The 18,905-nt window shown below is 66.0% G+C and carries 18 protein-coding genes; 10 read left to right on the top strand and 8 right to left on the bottom strand.

Going from position 1 to position 18,905, the window contains the following annotated elements; all coding sequences use genetic code 11:
- Positions 1-7: 7 nt before the first annotated feature.
- Positions 8-115 carry a hypothetical protein gene (locus tag VRZ08_RS21085; protein WP_414531824.1) on the top strand — a complete coding sequence of 36 codons (108 nt, stop codon included), beginning with the start codon at positions 8-10 and terminating at the stop codon, positions 113-115.
- A gap of 35 nt (positions 116-150) precedes the next feature.
- On the opposite strand, the gene VRZ08_RS21080 is transcribed toward VRZ08_RS21085, so the two are convergent.
- Positions 151-882, bottom strand: coding sequence for a GntR family transcriptional regulator (locus VRZ08_RS21080; RefSeq protein WP_414533781.1), 732 nt, complete (start codon positions 880-882; stop codon positions 151-153).
- Between the two features lie 330 nt (positions 883-1,212).
- Here VRZ08_RS21080 and pqqA point away from each other — a divergent pair, with 330 nt between their 5' ends.
- The 5 genes from pqqA to pqqE all read left to right on the top strand — a co-directional run bounded on the left by pqqA (position 1,213) and on the right by pqqE (position 4,581).
- Entirely contained in the window at positions 1,213-1,293 is an 81-nt protein-coding gene (gene pqqA, locus VRZ08_RS21075; protein WP_013503240.1) for a pyrroloquinoline quinone precursor peptide PqqA, read from the top strand.
- A 112-nt stretch (positions 1,294-1,405) separates the two neighbouring features.
- Complete coding sequence (gene pqqB, locus VRZ08_RS21070; protein ID WP_414533780.1) at positions 1,406-2,332, top strand: pyrroloquinoline quinone biosynthesis protein PqqB; 927 nt, start codon at positions 1,406-1,408, stop codon at positions 2,330-2,332.
- Positions 2,329-3,093 carry a pyrroloquinoline-quinone synthase PqqC gene (gene pqqC, locus VRZ08_RS21065; RefSeq protein WP_414533779.1) on the top strand — a complete coding sequence of 255 codons (765 nt, stop codon included), beginning with the start codon at positions 2,329-2,331 and terminating at the stop codon, positions 3,091-3,093. The genes pqqB and pqqC overlap by 4 nt, the downstream gene beginning before the upstream one ends.
- Positions 3,094-3,097: 4 nt before the next feature.
- Positions 3,098-3,406, top strand: a complete 309-nt coding sequence (pqqD, locus tag VRZ08_RS21060; RefSeq protein ID WP_414533778.1) for a pyrroloquinoline quinone biosynthesis peptide chaperone PqqD — start codon at positions 3,098-3,100, stop codon at positions 3,404-3,406.
- A complete protein-coding gene (pqqE, locus tag VRZ08_RS21055) occupies positions 3,403-4,581 on the top strand; it encodes a pyrroloquinoline quinone biosynthesis protein PqqE (RefSeq protein ID WP_414533777.1) in 1,179 nt (392 codons plus the stop codon). The genes pqqD and pqqE overlap by 4 nt, the downstream gene beginning before the upstream one ends.
- Before the next feature lie 254 nt (positions 4,582-4,835).
- On the opposite strand, the gene VRZ08_RS21050 is transcribed toward pqqE, so the two are convergent.
- The 3 genes from VRZ08_RS21050 to VRZ08_RS21040 are packed head-to-tail and all read right to left on the bottom strand — an operon-like array spanning position 4,836 to position 7,944.
- Positions 4,836-5,711 (bottom strand): HlyD family secretion protein, encoded by an 876-nt coding sequence (locus tag VRZ08_RS21050; protein WP_263991348.1) that lies wholly within the window; start codon positions 5,709-5,711, stop codon positions 4,836-4,838.
- A gap of 11 nt (positions 5,712-5,722) precedes the next feature.
- A complete protein-coding gene (locus VRZ08_RS21045; protein WP_011157507.1) occupies positions 5,723-5,932 on the bottom strand; it encodes a DUF1656 domain-containing protein in 210 nt (69 codons plus the stop codon).
- Complete coding sequence (locus VRZ08_RS21040; protein ID WP_414533776.1) at positions 5,932-7,944, bottom strand: FUSC family protein; 2,013 nt, start codon at positions 7,942-7,944, stop codon at positions 5,932-5,934. Before VRZ08_RS21040 ends, VRZ08_RS21045 begins: the two co-directional genes overlap by 1 nt.
- 161 nt (positions 7,945-8,105) lie before the next feature.
- Between VRZ08_RS21040 and VRZ08_RS21035 the strand changes: the two genes are divergently transcribed.
- Positions 8,106-8,786 carry a TetR/AcrR family transcriptional regulator gene (locus tag VRZ08_RS21035; RefSeq protein WP_414533775.1) on the top strand — a complete coding sequence of 227 codons (681 nt, stop codon included), beginning with the start codon at positions 8,106-8,108 and terminating at the stop codon, positions 8,784-8,786.
- Between the two features lie 224 nt (positions 8,787-9,010).
- Here VRZ08_RS21035 and VRZ08_RS21030 read toward each other — a convergent pair whose 3' ends face one another.
- The 4 genes from VRZ08_RS21030 to VRZ08_RS21015 form a co-directional block, all read right to left on the bottom strand.
- Entirely contained in the window at positions 9,011-10,120 is a 1,110-nt protein-coding gene (locus VRZ08_RS21030; protein ID WP_414533774.1) for an S-(hydroxymethyl)glutathione dehydrogenase/class III alcohol dehydrogenase, read from the bottom strand.
- A gap of 98 nt (positions 10,121-10,218) precedes the next feature.
- Complete coding sequence (locus VRZ08_RS21025; RefSeq protein WP_346297134.1) at positions 10,219-11,742, bottom strand: ATP-binding protein; 1,524 nt, start codon at positions 11,740-11,742, stop codon at positions 10,219-10,221.
- A 125-nt stretch (positions 11,743-11,867) separates the two neighbouring features.
- The gene (locus tag VRZ08_RS21020) at positions 11,868-12,884 is read right to left on the bottom strand and encodes an LLM class flavin-dependent oxidoreductase (protein WP_414533773.1); all 1,017 of its coding nucleotides are present in this window, start codon (positions 12,882-12,884) and stop codon (positions 11,868-11,870) included.
- Between the two features lie 112 nt (positions 12,885-12,996).
- The gene (locus VRZ08_RS21015) at positions 12,997-13,620 is read right to left on the bottom strand and encodes a TetR/AcrR family transcriptional regulator (RefSeq protein WP_107355145.1); all 624 of its coding nucleotides are present in this window, start codon (positions 13,618-13,620) and stop codon (positions 12,997-12,999) included.
- A 79-nt stretch (positions 13,621-13,699) separates the two neighbouring features.
- Here VRZ08_RS21015 and VRZ08_RS21010 point away from each other — a divergent pair, with 79 nt between their 5' ends.
- From VRZ08_RS21010 to VRZ08_RS21000, 3 genes are read left to right on the top strand one after another with little or no spacing between them, the layout of a single operon-like run.
- Positions 13,700-14,788 carry an efflux RND transporter periplasmic adaptor subunit gene (locus VRZ08_RS21010; protein ID WP_414533772.1) on the top strand — a complete coding sequence of 363 codons (1,089 nt, stop codon included), beginning with the start codon at positions 13,700-13,702 and terminating at the stop codon, positions 14,786-14,788.
- On the top strand, positions 14,785-15,858 hold the full coding sequence (locus VRZ08_RS21005; protein ID WP_414533771.1) for an efflux RND transporter periplasmic adaptor subunit: 1,074 nt from the start codon (positions 14,785-14,787) through the stop codon (positions 15,856-15,858). The genes VRZ08_RS21010 and VRZ08_RS21005 overlap by 4 nt, the downstream gene beginning before the upstream one ends.
- Positions 15,855-18,905, top strand: coding sequence for an efflux RND transporter permease subunit (locus VRZ08_RS21000; RefSeq protein ID WP_107355148.1), 3,051 nt, complete (start codon positions 15,855-15,857; stop codon positions 18,903-18,905). Before VRZ08_RS21005 ends, VRZ08_RS21000 begins: the two co-directional genes overlap by 4 nt.

Raw genomic sequence — 18,905 nt, 5'->3', positions numbered from 1 at the left:
CAACGAGTTGTTCGAATATATGGTCTATTACAACAACTTCCGGCCTCACCAGGCCCTCGGCGGCAAAACCCCGAAGGACTTCGCCGCTGACAAAACTATGCGATCAACGAATTAGTGAACTTGCACAGCAATGACGTGGATAGGCGTGCGTCAGGCGAACAGCTCCTGGCCGTGAGTCTCGACATAAGCGGCCAGCCGCAGCGTGTGATCGCGCGCCAGCTTTTCGGCGAGTTCGGTATTGCGGGTTTCGAGCGCCTCGATCATCGCCAGATGCTCGGGCAGGGAGGCGGCGATGCGCTCCTTGCGGCCGATGGTGAGCTGGCGATAGCCGCGGACGTGGATCAGGATGTCGTTGGTCATGTCGACCAGCACCGGCGACTCGCTCAGGGAGATCAGCGTCTGGTGGAACACGATGTTGGCGCGGGAATATTCGTCGATGTGATCCTGCGGCAGCCGGCCCGGACCGAACTCCTTGAACACGTCGCGCAGCGCCGCGATGTCGCGCTTGCGCGCCACGATGGTGATCAGCCGCGCCGCCATGCTCTCCAGCGCTGCCCAGGCGCGGATCATGTCGACGATCTCGGCTTTGGTCCGGCGCACCACGATGATGCCCCGGCGCGGCACCGCCTTCACCAGGCCTTCCTGTTCGAGCATCGCGATCGCTTCACGGATCGGCGTGCGGCTGACGCCGAGCTTGTCCGACAGCGCGCGCTCGTCGAGCATCACCGGCTCGGGCGTGGTGTAGATGTCCATCTTCAGGATCGCCTGCTTCAGCGCCTCGTAGGCCTTGGTCTTGAAGCTGGTCTCCGGCGCGAGCCGCATGATGCCGAGCTCGGGCTCGGCGGGCGTCTCGTTCGGAGTGGGGCGGGCACGGGCGATCATGGAGGTCCTCAGGCGGGTGGAGGGCCGCCGTCGACCCAGCTCTGGCATACCAGATGCCAGGCGGTCAAGGCCTTCTCAAGGCAGTTTGTGCGTTCGCGGAGTGTTCGCGGGACGTTCTGGCATGCCAAAATTTGGAGGTGCGGTGGTCCGCTTTCCCGGCGGGAAGCGGGGGCTCGGTTACGATCAGAGGCGAGGGTCGTTCGTGTTGGTCGGGTGTCGCTCACCGTGGAGTGATCGCTGCACCGCGCAACGCTGTTTGCTTGCGCGGGTTAGGAAGCAGACCTATCCTCACTCCATTGCGGCATCAGACCAGCAAATCGGGAGGACCTCATGGCCTGGAAGAAACCGGAAATCGTCGAGATCGCGGTCGGCATGGAAATCAACATGTACGCCTGCGCGGCGCGCAAGTAATCGAATCGCAGCTTCGTTGTGACGACGGCACACGCCGCGGCCGGCAGTTTCTGTCGGTCGCGGCGGTGAGCGTTCGTGAGTCGTCGTTGAAGACTTCAGTGGAAGGCGGTCGATGCTGCGGGTGATCGTTCTCGGCGCCGCAGCCGGCGGCGGGGTGCCGCAGTGGAATTGCGGCTGTCCGGTCTGCCGCGCGGCCTTTGCCGATCCAGAGCTTCGCCGCACTCAGGCGTCGGTGGCCATCAGCGCCGATGGCGCGCACTGGTTCCTGATCAACGCCGCCCCGGATTTACGCCAGCAGATCATCGCCACGCCGCAGCTGCATCCGCGGCCCGGCGTGTTGCGCCATAGCCCGATCGCCGGTGTGATCCTGACCAATGGCGAAGTCGATGCCGTCGCTGGCCTGTTGTCGATGCGCGAGGGCTCGCCGTTCACGATCTATGCACACGCCAAGGTGCTGGCGATCCTGAAGACCAACAGCATCTTCAACGTGCTGAATGAAAAGCTGGTGGCACGGCAGCCGATAGCGGTCGATCAGCCGTTCGCCCTTCGGCTCCCGGACGGCGCGCCGTCCGGCCTCGAGGTGAGCGCCTTTGCGGTGCCGGGGAAGGGCGCTTGGTATCTCGAAGGGCAGACCCATCCCGGCGGTGCAGACGGCGAGGGCGACACGCTCGGGCTGACCATCACCGAGATAGCGACTGGCCGGACGGTGCATGTGCTGACCGCGTGCGCCCGCGTCACTGACGATCTCAAGGCACGGCTCGCCGGCGCACCGCTGGTGCTGTTCGACGGCACGGTGTGGCGCGACGACGAACTGATCGCCGCCGGCCTTGGCACCAAGACAGGCCAGGCGATGGGGCACATCGCGATGGCGGGCGATAATGGCGCCATCGCGGCGCTGGCCGATCTCGGCATCGGGCAAAAGCTGTTCGTTCACGTCAACAATTCCAATCCGGCCCTGCTGGCTCACTCGGCCGAGCGCGGGCAGATCGAAGCGGCCGGCTGGCAGATCCCTGCGGACGGCACGGAGGTGACGCTGTGAATGCGATGACCGCGTTTTCGCTGAACGGCGCCGCGCCGCTCGCCAATGCCGATGAGCTGGAAGCGGCCCTGCGCCAGATCGGTGCCGCGCGCTATCACAATCTGCATCCGTTTCATCGCCTGCTGCACGGCGGCAAGCTCAACAAAGGCCAAGTGCAGGCCTGGGCGCTGAACCGCTATTATTATCAGAGCTCGATCCCGATCAAGGACGCGGTGGTGATCTCGCGGTTTCGCGACCGCGCCACCCGCGTCGAGTGGCGTCACCGCATCGAGGATCACGACGGCGATCTGTCGAGCGAAGGCGGCATCGAGCGCTGGCTGAAATTGACCGAAGGGCTCGGCCTCGACAGCGCTTATGTCGAATCCACCCAAGGCATTCTGCCGGCGACGCGGTTTGCGGTGGACGCCTATGTGCACTTCGTCCGCGATCGTACGCCACTGGAAGCGATCGCTTCGTCGCTCACCGAATTGTTCGCGCCCAATCTGCACGAGGAGCGGATCGCCGGGATGCTGGCGCATTACGACTTCGTCAATCCCGAGATCATGAGCTACTTCAAGCGCCGGTTGGAGCAGGCGCCGCGCGATGCCGACTTTGCGCTTGCTTATGTCAAGCAGCACGCCACCACCCCGGTCGAGCGCGAGGCGGTGTGCAACGCGCTGATCTTCAAGACCAACGTGCTGTGGGCGCAGCTCGACGCGCTGCATCACGCCTATGTCGATGGCCACATCCCGCCCGGCGCCTTCGTGCCGGAAGGAGTCTGAGTCGATGGCGCCGCGCCGCATCAGCGTCAGCGAGACCAGCCGTCCGGTGCTGCCGCGCCACGCCAGGCTGAAGTTCGACGACACAAGGCAGCGCTGGGTGATCCTGGCGCCGGAGCGGGTGCTGGCGCCGGACGAAATCGCGGTTGAAATCCTGCAGCTGTGCGACGGTGCCCGTGACGTCGCGGCGATCATCGATACGCTGGCGGCGAAGTACACGGCGGACCGCGCCGAGATCGGCCACGATGTGGTGGCGATGCTGCAGGACCTCGCCGACAAAGGCTTTCTCACTGAGGCACGGGAGACGGCGCCGTGACCGAGGCCGCCACCAGCGTTGCGCGTTCCGATGGCATCGCCGTGCTGGAGAAGCCCGGCAGCATCGCCGAGACCTTCGGCATTCCGCTCGCCGTGCTGCTGGAGCTGACGCATCGCTGCCCGCTGCAATGCCCGTATTGCTCCAATCCGCTGGAGCTGGAGCGGGGCGGGGCGGAGCTGTCGACCGACGAGTGGAAGCGGGTGCTGAGCGAGCTTGCGAGCATCGGCGTGCTGCAGGTGCATTTCTCCGGCGGCGAGCCGACCGTGCGCAAGGATCTGGTCGAACTGGTGCGTCACGCCACCGAGGTGGGGCTCTATACCAATCTGATCACTTCCGCTGTGCTGCTGAGCCGCGAGCGGTTGGTGGCCCTGGCCGATGCCGGGCTCGCGCATGTGCAGATCAGTTTTCAAGGCAGCGAGGCAGAGATCGCCGACCGCGTCGGCGGCTTTGCCGGCGGGCACGCCAAGAAGCTCGAGGTGGCGCGCTGGACCCGCGAGCTCGATTTGCCGCTCACCGTCAATGCGGTGATGCACCGGCAAAACCTGCACCTGCTGCCCGACATCATCGAGATGGCGGTGCAGCTCGACGCCGACCGGCTCGAAGTCGCCAATGTGCAGTATTACGGCTGGGCGCTGAAGAACCGCGCCGCCCTGATGCCGACGCTTGTGCAGATCGAGGATTGCACCGCGATGGTCGAGGCGGCGCGCGAGCGGTTGAAAGGCGTGCTGGCGATCGACTATGTGATCCCGGACTACTACGCGGCGCGGCCGAAGAAATGCATGGGCGGCTGGGGCCGGCAGTTCTTCAACATCTCACCGAGCGGCAAGGTGCTGCCGTGCCATGCGGCCGAAACCATCACCGGGCTCGACTTCCCCTCGGTGAGGGGAGGCGCGTCGATTGCCGAGATCTGGCGGAACGCCGAGGCGTTCAATCGCTATCGCGGCACCGGATGGATGCAGCAGCCCTGCGCCAGCTGCGCCTTCAAGGAGATCGATTTCGGCGGCTGTCGCTGTCAGGCCTTCGCGCTGGCCGGCGATGCCGCCGCGACCGACCCAGCCTGCGCGCTGTCGCCGCTGCACGACCGCATTTTCAAGACCGCAGAAGCGGAGGCCGCATCCGGCAGTGACCGCTTCCTGTATCGCAATTTTGCGGGTGGGACGGTCGAGGGCGCGTAGCATAACCTCGCCACGTCATTCCGGGGCGCTCGACGCCGTGAGCGAACCCGGCTCTCCACCACAAATACAATCCATCCGTCGTCATTCCGGGGCGCGCGGAGCGCGAGCCCGGAATCCATAACCACCAGCTTCTGTTTCTTGGCAGAGCTTCGCCGCCTTAGTGCGTCACCGCGAGTCCAGGGACTATGGTTTCCGGACTTGCGCGCAAGAGCGCGCAATCCGGAATGACGGAAGATAGGTCGTGTAGCGCGCGGTCAGCCGCCGCGGCGCTCGATCACCACGGTCGCGGTGCGGCCGACCACGAGGCGGACGTCGGGTGGCACTTGGTCGAGCGCGATGCGCACCGGGATGCGCTGTGCCAGCCGCACCCAGTTGAAGGTCGGGTTGACGTTCGGCAGCAGCTTGGCGCCGGCGCTGCGGTCGCGGTCCTCGATGCCGCCGGCGATGCTCTGAACGTGACCATAGAGCGGACTGCGCTCGCCCATCAGCCGCACCTCGGCACGGTCGCCGACCTTGATCGACGGCAGCTTGGTTTCCTCGAAGTAACCATCGACATGCAGCGTCGCCTGGTCGATCAGCGCTGCGACGCCGCTGCCGGCGTTGACATAGGCGCCGGGGCGCAGATCGAAATTGGTGATCAACCCGCCGACTTGAGCGCGGACCTCGGAGCGGTCGAGGTTCAGTTTGGCGAGGTCGCGATCGGCGATCGCCTGGTGCAGCGCCGCTTCGGCCTCGGCCTGGGTGGCGGTGATCTGTTCGCGCTTCTGTTCGGTGACGGCGTCGCTGCTGAGATTGCGATAGCGTGCCAGATCCTTATTGGCGGCGTCGAGCGCGGCGACGCGGCCTTCGACCGCGGCTTCGGCCTGGCGCAGCGCCAGCGTGAACCGCTCGCGATCGATCCGGAACAGGATGTCGCCTTTCTTCACCACCTGGTTGTCGACGACCAGCACCTCGGAGACGAGGCCGGAGACGTCGGGGGCCACTGCGACGACGTCGGCGCGGACGCGGCCGTCGCGGGTCCAGGGCTCGATCTCGTAGTGCACCCACAGCCGCCAGCCGATCAGTGCGGCGACCAGGACGCCGAGCGTGGTGACGCTGAGGCGGACGAGCAGAAGCGGAGTTTTTCCCATGGCTGGCCCTTTCATTGCGGCCACCCCGAAACCAGACCGAGAGCGACGAACACGATGACGACGAAGATGGTGAGATTGAACAGGGTGTGATGCCAGACGAGGTGATAGAAGTTGAGCCACACCAGCAGGCGCGACACCAGGCTGGTGAGAATGAAGGCCGCGGCGGCGCAGATCAGGATGGTCGGCACGAACACGCCGAGGATGTTGAGTTCAGCAGTCATCAGGCGGCCTCCTGAAGGGTGAGGCGTGGCGGCTTCGCGGTCGGAAACAGGCAGCGGCGCAGGCCGACCAGGCCGAGCACCGCGCGCCGCGCCGTGCCGCTCGGCTCGTCGCGCACCGCGGCGAGGGCGCGGTCGAGTGTTCTGAGCAGTCCGGCCGGCGGCGCTATCGAAGCCGACGCGTAGTGCCGCTCCAGCCGGATCAGCAGCAGTTCGAGCCGGCGACGGGCGCCGCGCGACAGCTCAAGTCGCGCCCGATGCAGGTCGAGAATGTTGAAGCCGGCGCGCAGCTCGCGCAGCGCTTCCGGCATGGTGTGGCCGGCAGCGGCGGCGCGGGGCGCCAGCAGCATCATCCGGTCGATCATCAGGCCCGCGACGCTGGCTCGCTGGTTCTCGCTGCTGATATCGGCAGCCTGCGCCAGCGTGGCGCGGTTGGCGTTGATCAGCCGTAGCGCGCTCCATTCGGCGCCGACCGGCCGCAGCACGGCGGTGACCAGCGCGGCGAGGCCGGTGCCGGTGACCACGGCGACGGTCGAATTCAGGAAGCTCGCGGTGTCGAAGGTGTACATCTCCTGCAGCGCGATCAGACTGCCGGTGTTGACGGCGAGGCCGAGGCCGATCGGATAGGTCGCGGGTGCGCCCATCAGCACGCCGTACAGAATGAACGCGGGCGCCAGCACCAGCGCCAGGCTTTCGAAATTGTGCACGGCCGGCAGGATCAGCAGCAGATAGGCCGCCGCAGCAAAAGCGGCCACGATGGTCCACTTGGTCAGGCCGACGATCGACGGATACGGATCGTCGCGCGCGGCGAACAGGCTGGTGCCGACCGTCGCCATCATCGCGGCGGTGCCGCCGGCCGGCCAGGCGCACACGATCCAGAAGGTGCAGCAGGTGATCACGGTGAACAGCGTGACAAAGGCGGCGAGCAGCGCCATGCCGTGGTCCTGATGCTTCACCACCGCGACATGCTGTTCGATCGGATAGTGCAAGGGCGCATCGAGCGTCGTGGCGTTGCCGGTGGTTGCGGCAGCCAGCGCGATACAGTCGGATTGGATGTTGAGCAGATCCCGAAGCCGCATCAGCAGTCCGAGTTCGAGGAGGTCGCGCCAGGTGCCGCGATGCGGGTGCCGATCGATCTCGGCCTGAACGTCCGCCAACAGGGCATCACGGACCGCGGGGTCACCGGGCTCGTCGCCTTCCATCCAGATGCGGGTGCGCTCCACCAGCGTCGCGACCGGGGCCGAAGGGCCGCCCAGCGGCTGCAGTTCGTCGAGGCGATCGGCGACCGATGACATCACCGGCAACAGCAGCAGCATCCGCGGCTGCAATTGCTTAATCCAACGCGTCGCGCTCTGGTCGAGATTAGTGTCGTAGCTGAGGAAGGTGACGAGGTTTTCGATGTCGGCGGAGTCGGCGGCGACTTGCAGACGATGGGTTTCGGCCGCCGGGCTCTTGTTCAGGCTGACGGCGTCGCGGACGCTGGCATGGGCGTGCTTGAACCAAGCTTTGACCCGCTGCGCCGCAAGCGGGCCGACCGAGCGCGGAAACACCACGCTGGAGACCACGGCCGCGCAGGTGATGCCGAGCACGATCTCCTCGGTCCGCGCCAGCGCGATGTCGAAGATCTGGTTTGGCGTATCGACCGTCGGAAAGCCGATCAGCGCGGTGGTGTAGCCCGCTAGCATCGCCACGTAGCTGCGCGGCGAGCGGTCGAGTACCGAGACGTAGATGCACAGCGCCGACCACAGCGCAATGGCGAGCACCAGCAGCGGCGGCGCGCCGGCAAGATTAGGAACGATCGCCACGGCGACGCAGGCGCCGATCAGGGTGCCGAGGACGCGGAACACCGCTTTCGACCGCGTCGTGCCGGAGAGCGGATGCGAGGTGATGTAGACCGTCGCCACCGCCCAATATGGCCGCGGCAGATCGAGCCACAGCCCGATCGCCATCGCCAGCATCGCAGCGGCGAACGTCTTGAACGCAAACAGCCATTGCTGCTCGTCGGGCAGCGACATCGGCGGAAATCCTAGATTCCGAAAGGAGGGGCGCGCGGCGCCTTCGCGGGTGAAAAGGCTGGTATCTGGCGCGACCTTTACATAAATGACCATGGGGTCATTTTATGTCAAGATGACGACCCGCGAGAATTGTGCCGTGCTTCATCGCTCAGGACGCGACCATGCCTAAGTCCAAACAGACGCCCGCAAAAACGCTGACCAGCAATGCGGCGGTTCGTTCCAAACGGGTCGCGCGCGGGCCGAGCCCGGACAAGACCGCGCAAACCAAAGCGAGCATCGTGCGCGCGGCACTCGCTGAGTTTCTCGACAAGGGCTTTGCGGATGCGACGATCGCTGGGGTGGCGCAGCGTGCCGGCGTCGCCAAGGGCACGCCGTATCGTTACTTCGCCACCAAGGAAGCACTGTTCGCCGGCGTGGTGCAGCAGGAGCTGGTCGGCGCGCTCGGCGATATCCTGGGGGAGAGGCGCGGGCGCGACGAGAGCGTGCAGGCGTTCCTGCGCCGGACGTTGCTGATCGCGCTCGGCGAGATCGAGCGCAAGGGACGCGCGGCGATGGCCCGGCTGGTGATCGTCGAGGGCGTGCGGTTTCCGGCGCTGGTCGAGATCTATCGCCGCGAGATGTTCGATCCGGTGCTCGACCAGATCAAGCGTCTGGCGCCGGTGGCGCGCCGGCGCGGCGAACTGCCCGATGATCGGTTGATCCGACACCCGCATCTGCTGATCGCGCCGGTGTGGATGGGCATTCTCAACAACCAGCTGATCGATCGCGAGCATCCGGTCGACATCGCCGGCCTGTTCGAGGCGCAGCTGGAATTGATGTTTTCCGGCGAGGCAGGGCGGTGAGGGACGAACAGGACTTTGGCCGCTTTCGTCCCAAGAGAGCCAGACGTCGTGAATTCGGGCTGGCCGCAGGACAATGGCTCCGTCATTGCGAGGAGCGAAGCGACGAAGCAATCCAGCTCAGTGCATCGAGCCACTGGATTGCTTCGCTTCGCTCGCAATGACGTGGAAGCTGTTCGCCCTTTCGCTAGATATCCGGGGTCGCTTCGATCAGGTGATGAACGGTTCTAGAACACCACCACCGAACGGATCGACTTGCCTTCGTGCATCAGATCAAAACCCTTGTTGATCTCTTCGAGCTTCAGCACGTGGGTGATCATCGGGTCGATCTCGATCTTGCCGTTCATGTACCAGTCGACGATCTTCGGCACGTCGGTGCGGCCGCGCGCGCCGCCGAACGCGCTGCCCTTCCAGACGCGGCCGGTGACGAGCTGGAACGGGCGGGTCGAGATTTCCTTGCCGACTTCAGCGACGCCGATCACCACCGACACGCCCCAGCCGCGATGGCAGGCTTCGAGCGCCTGGCGCATCACATTGGTGTTGCCGGTGCAGTCGAACGTATAGTCGGCACCGCCGTCGGTGAGCCCGACCAGATGCTGGACGATGTCGCCGTCGACCTTCTTCGGGTTGACGAAATGGGTCATGCCGAAGCGGCGGCCCCATTCTTCCTTGTCGTCGTTGATGTCGACGCCGACGATCTTGTCGGCCCCGACCATCTTGGCGCCCTGAATCACGTTGAGGCCGATGCCGCCGAGGCCGAACACCACGACGTTGGAGCCGGGCGTGACCTTGGCGGTGTTGACCACCGCGCCGACGCCGGTGGTGACGCCGCAGCCGATGTAGCAGCTCTTGTCGAACGGCGCGTCCTCACGGATCTTCGCGACTGCGATCTCCGGCAGCACGGTGAAGTTCGAGAACGTCGAGCACCCCATGTAGTGATAGATGGTCTGGCCTTTGTAGGAAAAGCGCGAGGTGCCGTCCGGCATCAGGCCCTTGCCCTGGGTGGCGCGGATCGCGGTGCAGAGGTTGGTCTTCTGGCTCAGGCAGCTTTTGCACTGCCGGCATTCCGGCGTGTACAGCGGAATGACGTGGTCGCCCGGCTTCACCGAGGTGACGCCGGCGCCGACTTCGCGGACGATGCCCGCGCCTTCATGGCCGAGGATCGAGGGAAAGATGCCCTCGCTATCGAAGCCGTCGAGCGTGTAGGCGTCGGTGTGGCAGATGCCGGTGGCCTTGATCTCGACCAGCACCTCGCCGGCCTTCGGCCCTTCGAGATCCAGCTCGACGATTTCGAGCGGCTTCTTGGCCTCGAACGCGACGGCGGCCCGTGTCTTCATGGCGATCCTCCTGGCATCAGCGAAACTGCGATTGCCTCTCGTATCGCAAATCGGCGCGCCGACTTGAACCGTTTTCTAGCCTGGTGAGGCGACGGGGCTCACGCCGAGGCGGCGCGGCAATCGTCTTCGAGCGGCAGATCGTCGGGCGCGTTGGGATCGCCGGGCGCGGTGGCCCAGGCGAGTTCGACCAGCGTCACGGTGCGACGGCCGGCACCGTCGAACTGGCAGACGATCAGGCCCTGTTCTTCGATGTAGGTCAGCAGGCGCCGGGCGCGGCGCAGTGAGTGCGTGCCATAGGCCCGCGCAATCGCGGCGTCGCCGGGGCAGGGCCAGCCTTCCTTGGCGGCGCGGGCGATGATCATGAACACGCCCTGCATATCGTCGGGCAACGTGGAGGCGCGCAGCGTCACGTCCTGCCACGCATCATCGGCCGCCATCTCGGTGGTGAGGCCGGCGCGCGCGTGCGTCAGCATCCGCCGAAACTCGGTCATGTCCGGGATCGCGGTGGCGAGGCCTTCGATCCGGCAGCGCACCACGAATTCCTGATACAGCACGCCGATGGCGCGGAAGCCGGCATCCGGCTCGGCGAGGATCGCGCGCAGGATGCGGTCGAGCCGTTCGCGGCGCTCGGCGATCTGTTCGTCGCTGAGCGGCGGCGCTTCCGGCTCGGGCGTGGTGTCGATCGCGACCGACTTCGCCGCCATCAACTGGCTGAGCAGATCCGGCGCGGGGGCGCGGCGCTGCGGCCGCGTTGCCGTGGCCTCCGGCGGCGGTGCGGCGAGGATCACGGCGCGCGCGTCTTCGAGGCCCGCTTCCGGCAGCGGCATCAGGCGCGGCGTCGAGTTGCGCGGATGGGTTTCGGTCGGCCCGATCCGCAAGCCGAGCGGGCGGCGCGACAGCGCCGGGCCGAGCGCCATGAACTGGCCGCGTTCGAGATCGCGAAACGCTTCGGCTTGCCGCCGCTCCATGCCGAGTAGATCGGCGGCACGCGCCATGTCGATATCGAGGAAAGTGCGGCCCATCAGGAAGTTCGACGCTTCGGCTGCGACGTTCTTGGCGAGCTTGGCGAGGCGCTGGGTGGCGATCACGCCGGCGAGGCCGCGCTTGCGGCCGCGGCACATCAGATTGGTCATCGCGCCGAGCGACAGTTTGCGCGCTTCGTCGGAGACTTCGCCGGCGACGGCGGGCGCAAACAGCTGCGCTTCGTCGACCACCACCAACATCGGATACCAATGGTCGCGCGCGGTGTTGAACATGCCGTCGAGATACGCCGCGGCGCGGCGCATCTGGTTCTCGGCGTCCAGGCCTTCGAGATTGAGCACCGCCGAGACGCGATGAATCCGTGCGCGTTCACCGGCGACCTGCAGGCCGCGCTCGGTGTGGTCTTCGGCGTCGATCACGAGATGGCCGAATCGCTCGGCGAGCGTGACGAAGTCGCCTTCGGGATCGATGATCGCCTGCTGCACCCACGGCGCGCTCTGCTCCAGCAGGCGGCGCAGCAGATGCGACTTGCCCGAGCCGGAATTGCCCTGCACCAACAGCCGCGTCGCCAGCAGTTCCTCGAGATCGAGAGCCGCGGTTGCGCCTGAATTGGTTTGCCCCATTTCGATCGCAACGGTCATGGCTCGGCCCGAGGTCTCCTTTCGCGAGCAGGGGGCTTAACAACCTGGGCGCGCCGCGTCGAGCACCTGCGGCGGTTCCGCCCGGTGTTATGCACGCACATCAGCGTTGCGGGACAAGTCGCGAATCAGCGCCAGCCGAGCGCCGGTGCGACGTGGGTGAGAACGGCCTCAATCACATGGGCGTTGTAATCGACGCCGAGCTGATTGGGGATCGTCAGCAACAGCGTGTCGGCTTCGGCGATCGCCGCATCCGCTTTGAGCTGCTCGATCAGCGCGTCCGGCTCGGCCGCGTAAGAGCGGCCGAAGATCGCGCGGGTCTGTTCGTCGAGATAGCCGATCTGATCCTGCTGCTGGCCTTCGCGGCCGAAATAGGCGCGGTCGCGATCGTCGACCAGCGGGAAAATGCTGCGGCTCACCGAAACGCGCGGCGTGCGGGTGTGGCCGGCCTGTTTCCACGCTTCGCGATAGGCGCGGATCTGCGCCGCCTGCTGAACGTGAAACGGCTCGCCGGTCTCATCGTTCTTCAGCGTCGAGCTTTGCAAATTCATGCCGAGCTTGGCGGCCCACACCGCGGTGGCGTTGGAGCCGGCGCCCCACCAGATGCGGTCGCGCAGGCCTTCCGAATACGGCTCGAGCCGCAATAGACCCGGCGGGTTTGGAAACATCGGCCGCGGGTTGGGCTGCGCGAAGCCCTGGCCGCGCAAGAGGTCGAGCAGCACTTCGGCGTGGCGGCGGCCCATGTCGGCGTCGCTCTCGCCCTCGGCGGGCTGATAGCCGAAATAGCGCCAGCCATCGATCACCTGCTCGGGCGAACCGCGGCTGATGCCGAGCTGCAGCCGGCCGCCGGAGATTAGGTCGGCGGCGCCAGCGTCCTCGGCCATGTACAGCGGATTCTCGTAGCGCATGTCGATCACGGCAGTGCCGATCTCGATGCGTTTGGTTCTGGCGCCGATGGCGGCGAGCAGCGGGAAGGGCGAGGCGAGTTGCCGGGCGAAATGATGCACGCGGACGTAGGCGCCATCAGCGCCGAGCTGTTCGGCGGCCTGCGCCAGATCGATGGTCTCCAGCAGCGCATCGGCGGCCGAACGCGTGCGTGATTGCGGCGACCAATGGCCGAACGAGAGAAAACCGATCTTCTTCATGGAGACAGCCCTGACGATGTGAAGGCTGTAGATAGTGCGTCTGCCGCCTCAGAAAAGCCTTCGATGAAGCATGGCTTGGATTGATAATCACACGCGCGTTGCGCGTGATGCATCAATCTTTCGCCAGTCCGCGCAGCAGTAGGTCGACGCTGGCTTCGGTGAAGGCGACGAAATCGACTTCCTTGCGGGTGCCGAACAGCAGCGACCACAGGCTCAGCAGCACCGCGGGACTCATCACGATCTCGGTGAAGCCTGTGGCGGGCGCATTGCGGAATTCGCCGGCGGCGACGCCCTGGTCGATGACTTCCCTGAACTGATCGATGATCGGCGCGACGAATTCCTCGTAGTGACGGTCGACCAGATCGGGAAAGCGGCCGCCTTCGGCGATCAGGAAGCGCAGAATTTCGCGTGACTCGCGGTTCTCCGCAATGTGGCCATAGGTGAAGGCGATCAAGCCGCGCAGCCGCTCGGTGGCCGAGCCGGGGAGGGTGAGAGCGTAGTCCTTCAAGCCCGGTAGAAACGATTGCGATTTGTGCCGGACCATCTCTTCGAACACCCGCTCCTTGGTGTCGAAGTAAAAATAGATCGTGCCCTTGGTCACGCCTGCGCGCGCGGCGACGTCCTCGAGACGGGTGGCTGCATAGCCATGCACGACGAATTCCTCGAACGCGGCGTCGAGGATTTCCGATGGGCGCTCGGCTTTGCGGCGGGCGCGTTTGGTGACGGCAGGCGGCATGGGGCGAACTCCGATCACGTAGTTTTACTATTGACTTTCGAGTCAGTCAATAATATTGCACTGCAATGCGCTTGATCGAATGGGCGAATTCCTGATGCTTTGGCTCAGACCCGTGGTGCTGCTGATGGTTGCCGCCTCTCTGGCGGGATGCGGCGAGGAGGCCCGGCGGGAACGCCCGGTGACGCTGGTGAAGACCGAGGTGGTCCACACCCAGCCCCGCAGCACGGTCATTCGGGTGACCGGCGACGTTCAGGCGCGGGTTTCCACCGAATTGTCGTTCCGAGTCAGTGGCCGGGTGGTCGAGCGCCTGGTCGACGTCGGCGCCCACGTCAATGCCGGCGATCTGCTGGCGCGGCTCGATCCGACTGAACAGCGCGCCGATCTGGTCGGCGCCCAGGCGGCCCTGACCGCTGCCGAAGCCCAGCTCCGCCTCGCCACCGCGACCTACGAACGCCAGAAGACGCTGATGGGGTCCGGCTTCACCACCCGTGTCGCCTACGATCAGGCGCAGGAAGGGTTGCGCGCGGCCGAGGGCTCTGTCGACACCGCCAAGGCGCAACTCGGCATCGCCAAGGATGCGCTCGGCTATACCGAACTGCGCGCCAGCGCCGCCGGGATCATCACCGCACGCAACGTCGAAGTCGGTCAGGTCGCGCAGTCGGCGCAGTCGGCCTACACGCTTGCCGAAGACGGCGCCCGCGACGCGGTGTTCGACGTCTATGAGGCGATCTTCCTGATCCCGGTCGGCAGCGACACCATCAAGCTGTCGCTGGTGTCGAACCCGACGATCACCGCCTTGGCCAAGCCGCGCGAAATCTCGCCGACCGTCGATCCGAAGACCGGTTCGGTCCGCGTCAAACTATCGATCGAAAACCCGCCGCCCGAGATGACGCTCGGCAGCGTCGTGGTCGGCGAGGGCTTCAGCCAGACGCTGGACAAGATCGTGCTGCCGTGGAGCGCGCTCACCGCCGATCAGAGCGGCGCCGCAGTGTGGGTGGTCGATCCGAAGACCCATACGGTGTCCCTCAAGAGCGTGGCGATCGAACGCTACGAGACCGACGCGATCGTGGTCAGTCGCGGCCTGTCGATCGGCGATCGCGTCGTGGTCGACGGCGGAAAGATGCTGCGTCCCGGGCAGGTGGTTGCCGATGCGGGAGGCGCCGCATGAGCGCGCCACGTTTCGTTGCGGTGATCGCGACTGCGCTGCTGCTGACCGGCTGCAACGACAAATCGGAAACCAAGCCCCCGGTGCGGCCGGTGATGTCGACGGTGATTGCGCCGCTGCAGGCGACTAATCTCGCCGTCGTCGGCACGGTCGAGCCGCAGTTCAAGACCGACTACGGCTTTCGCATGCTCGGCCGGCTGATCGCTCGCCCGGTCAATATCGGCGACGTCGTCGAGAAGGGGCAGACGCTGGCGGCGGTCGATCCGTTCGCGGCTGAACTCGCGGTGCGTTCGGCGCAGGCCGATCTGGCGACCGCGCAGGCGCAGCTCGTCAATGCCAGCGGCACCGCCAACCGGCAACGCGCGCTGATCGAGACCGGCGCCACCACCAAGGCGACGCTCGACAGCGCCGAGCAGGGTGATGCCGCCGCGCAGGCTGCCGTGGTCCGCGCCCAGTCGGCGCTGACCAAGGCGCGCGAGCAGCTGAGCTACACCAAGATCGAGGCGCAATATGCCGGCGTCGTCACTGCCGTCGGCGCGCAGGTCGGTCAGGTGGTCAATCCCGGCCAAATGGTTGCGACCGTCGCTCGGCCCGACATTCGTGAGGCGGTGATCGACGTCGCCGACGATCTGGTCGGCGTGTTGAAGATCGGCACGCCGCTGACCGTGGCGCTGCAGCTCGATCCGCGGGTCCGGGTCGACGGCAAGGTGCGCGAGATCGCGCCGCAGGCCGATCAGGTCACCCGCGCGCGCCGGGTCCGTATCACGCTGGAAAATCCGCCCGAGACGTTCCGGCTCGGCACCACCATCACCACGCTGATCCCGGGCAAGCCGAGCCGCGGCTTCCGGCTGCCGGCGACCGCGATCCTGCGCCAGGGCGATCAGGCCAGCGTGTGGGTGATCGACACCGCCAAGGGATCGGTCGCTAAGCGCAGCGTGCAGGTCGCGCCGAGCGACAACGGCACGGTTCAGGTCACCGATGGGCTCGAGGCCGGCATGCGGATCGTCACCGCCGGCGTCCATCATCTGCAGGAAGGCCAAATGGTCCGGTTCGAACGGGAAGTCACGCCGTGAAGTCGTTCAATCTCTCCGACTGGGCGCTGCAGCACCGTTCGCTCGTCTGGTACTTCATGATCGCCTTCATGGCGGCCGGTCTGTTTTCGTATCTCGACCTCGGCCGCGAGGAAGACCCGGCGTTCACCATCAAGACCATGGTGATCCAGGCGAAGTGGCCCGGCGCCTCGGCCGAGGAGACCACCCGGCAGGTCACCGACCGGATCGAGAAGAAGCTCGAGGAGCTGGAGTCGCTCGACTACACCAAGAGCATCACCACGCCCGGCGAGACCACGGTGTTCGTCAATCTGCGCGACACCACCAAGGCGCGCGACGTGCAGCCCACCTGGGTGCGCGTGCGCAACATGATCAACGACATCAAGGGCGACTTCCCGCAGGGCGTGGTCGGTCCCGCCTTCAACGATCGCTTCGGCGACGTGTTCGGCAACATCTATGCGTTCACCAGCGACGGCCTGACCCAGCGCCAGCTTCGCGACAAGGTCGAAGAAGTTCGCGCCAAGGTGCTGCAGGTGCCGAATGTCGGCCGTGTCGACATCGTCGGCGCCCAGGACGAAGTGATCTTCCTCGAATTTTCGCCGCGCAAAGTGGCGGCGCTCGGCCTTGACCAGCGCACCATCGTCAGCTCGCTGCAGGCACAGAACGCGATCACGCCTTCGGGCGTGCTGCAGGCCGGGCCGGAGCGGATCAGCGTCCGCGTCAGCGGTCAGTTCACGTCCGAAGAGAGCCTCAAGGCGATCAATCTCCGGGTCAACGACCGCTTTTTCCCGCTGACCGATGTCGCCACCATCCGGCGCGGCTACGTCGATCCGCCGACCTCGCTGTTCCGCTTCAACGGCGAGCCGGCGATTGCGCTGACGATCGGCATGAAAGCCGGCGCCAACCTGCTGCAGTTCGGCGAGGCGCTGAAGGAGGAGATGAAGCGGATCTCCGCCGATCTGCCGGTCGGCGCCGAAGTGCATCTGGTGTCGGACCAGCCGCAAATCGTCGACGAGGCGGTGTCGGGTTTCACCCGGGCGCTGTTCGAGGCGGTGGCGATCGTGCTGGTGATCAGCTTCATCAGCCTCGGCATGCGCGCCGGCTTGGTGGTCGCGATCTCGATCCCGCTGGTGCTGGCGATCACCTTCATGGTGATGTCCTATTCGGGGATCTCGCTGCAGCGGATTTCGCTCGGCGCGCTGATCATCGCGCTCGGCCTCTTGGTCGACGACGCCATGATTGCGGTCGAGATGATGGTGGCGCGGCTGGAGGTCGGCGACTCGCTCGCCAAGGCCGCGACCCATGTCTACACGTCGACCGCGTTCCCGATGCTCACCGGCACGCTGGTGACGGTGGCGGGCTTCATTCCGATCGGCCTCAACAACAGCGCGGCGGGCGAATTCACCTTCACGCTGTTCGTGGTGATCGCGGTGTCGCTGCTGACGTCGTGGATCGTCGCGGTGCTGTTCACGCCGCTGCTCGGCGTGACCATCCTGCCCGACAAGATGAAGAACCACCACGAGACCAAGGGCCGGTTCGCGACGATGTTCAGCCGGATGCTCGGCTTCTGCATGCGGCACCGCTGGCTGACGATCGGACTGACGCTGGCGGCTTTCGCGCTGTCGCTGGTCGGCATGGGTTTCGTGCAGCAGCAGTTCTTCCCGAATTCGGACCGCAAGGAACTGATCGTCGACTGGAACCTGCCGCAGAACAGCTCGATCGCCGAGACCAACGCGCAGATGGCCAAGTTCGAGCGCGAGGCGCTGACGGGACGGCCGGGCATCGATCACTGGTCGACCTATGTGGGGCAGGGCGCTCCGCGCTTCGTGCTGTCGTTCGATGTCGAACCGTCGAACGCCACCTTCGGCCAGATGGTGATCGTGACCAAGAGCCTCGCCGACCGCGACCGGCTGCGGCCGGAGCTGCAGGCTTACTTGCGCAAGACCTTCCCGGGCACCGACGCGCTGGTGAAACTGCTCGACATCGGTCCGCCGGTGGGACGGCCGGTGCAGTATCGCGTCAGCGGGCCGGACATCGCCAAGGTGCGCGGCTTCGCGCAGCAGCTCGCCGGCATCGTCGCCGCAAATCCGCATCTCGGCGAAGTGGTGTTCGACTGGATGGAGCCGGCGCGGGTGATCAAGGTCGACGTGCTGCAGGACAAGGCGCGTCAGCTCGGCGTCACGTCGGAAGACATCGCCTCGACGCTCAACGGCATCCTCGACGGCGCCACCATCACCCAGGTGCGTGACGACATCTATCTCGTCAACGTACTCGGCCGCGCCAATGACGCCGAGCGCGGCTCGATCGAGACGCTGCGCAACCTGCAACTGTCCGGCGGCAGCGGCCAGACGGTGCCGCTCGCGGCGGTCGCGACGTTCCGCTACGAGCTGGAGCAGCCGACGATCTGGCGCCGCGCGCGGCTGCCGACCGTCACGGTCAAGGCCAGCGTGATCGACGAGGTGCAGCCGGCGACGGTGGTCGAGCAGCTGAAGCACTCGGTCGGCGAGTTCACCGCCAAGCTGCCGGTCGGCTATTCGGTGACCGTCGGCGGCGCGGTCGAAGAGAGCGGCAAGTCGCAAGCGCCGATCGTCGCTGTGGTGCCGATCATGCTGTTCGTGATGGCCACCGTGCTGATGATCCAGCTGCAGAGCTTCCAGCGGCTGTTCCTGGTGTTCGCGGTGGCGCCGCTGGCGCTGATCGGTGTGGTTGCGGCGCTGCTGCCGAGCCGTGCGCCGCTCGGCTTCGTCGCCATCCTCGGCGTGCTGGCGCTGATCGGCATCCTGATCCGAAACTCGGTGATCCTGATCGTGCAAATCGAACAGTTGCGCAGCGAGGGACGTCCACCTTGGGATGCGGTGACGGAAGCGACCGAGCACCGGATGCGGCCGATCATGCTGACCGCGGCGGCGGCGAGCCTGGCGCTGATCCCGATCGCGCGTGAAGTGTTCTGGGGACCGATGGCCTACGCGATGATGGGCGGCATCATCGTCGGCACGGTGCTCACCCTGTTGTTCCTGCCTGCGCTGTACATTGCGTGGTTCCGCATCAAGGCGCCGACACAAGAGGCTTAG

Origin of the sequence: Rhodopseudomonas sp. G2_2311, from assembly GCF_047501505.1 — a bacterium.
Lineage (GTDB): Bacteria > Pseudomonadota > Alphaproteobacteria > Rhizobiales > Xanthobacteraceae > Rhodopseudomonas > Rhodopseudomonas palustris_H.
This window is presented reverse-complemented; position numbering and strand designations above follow the sequence as displayed.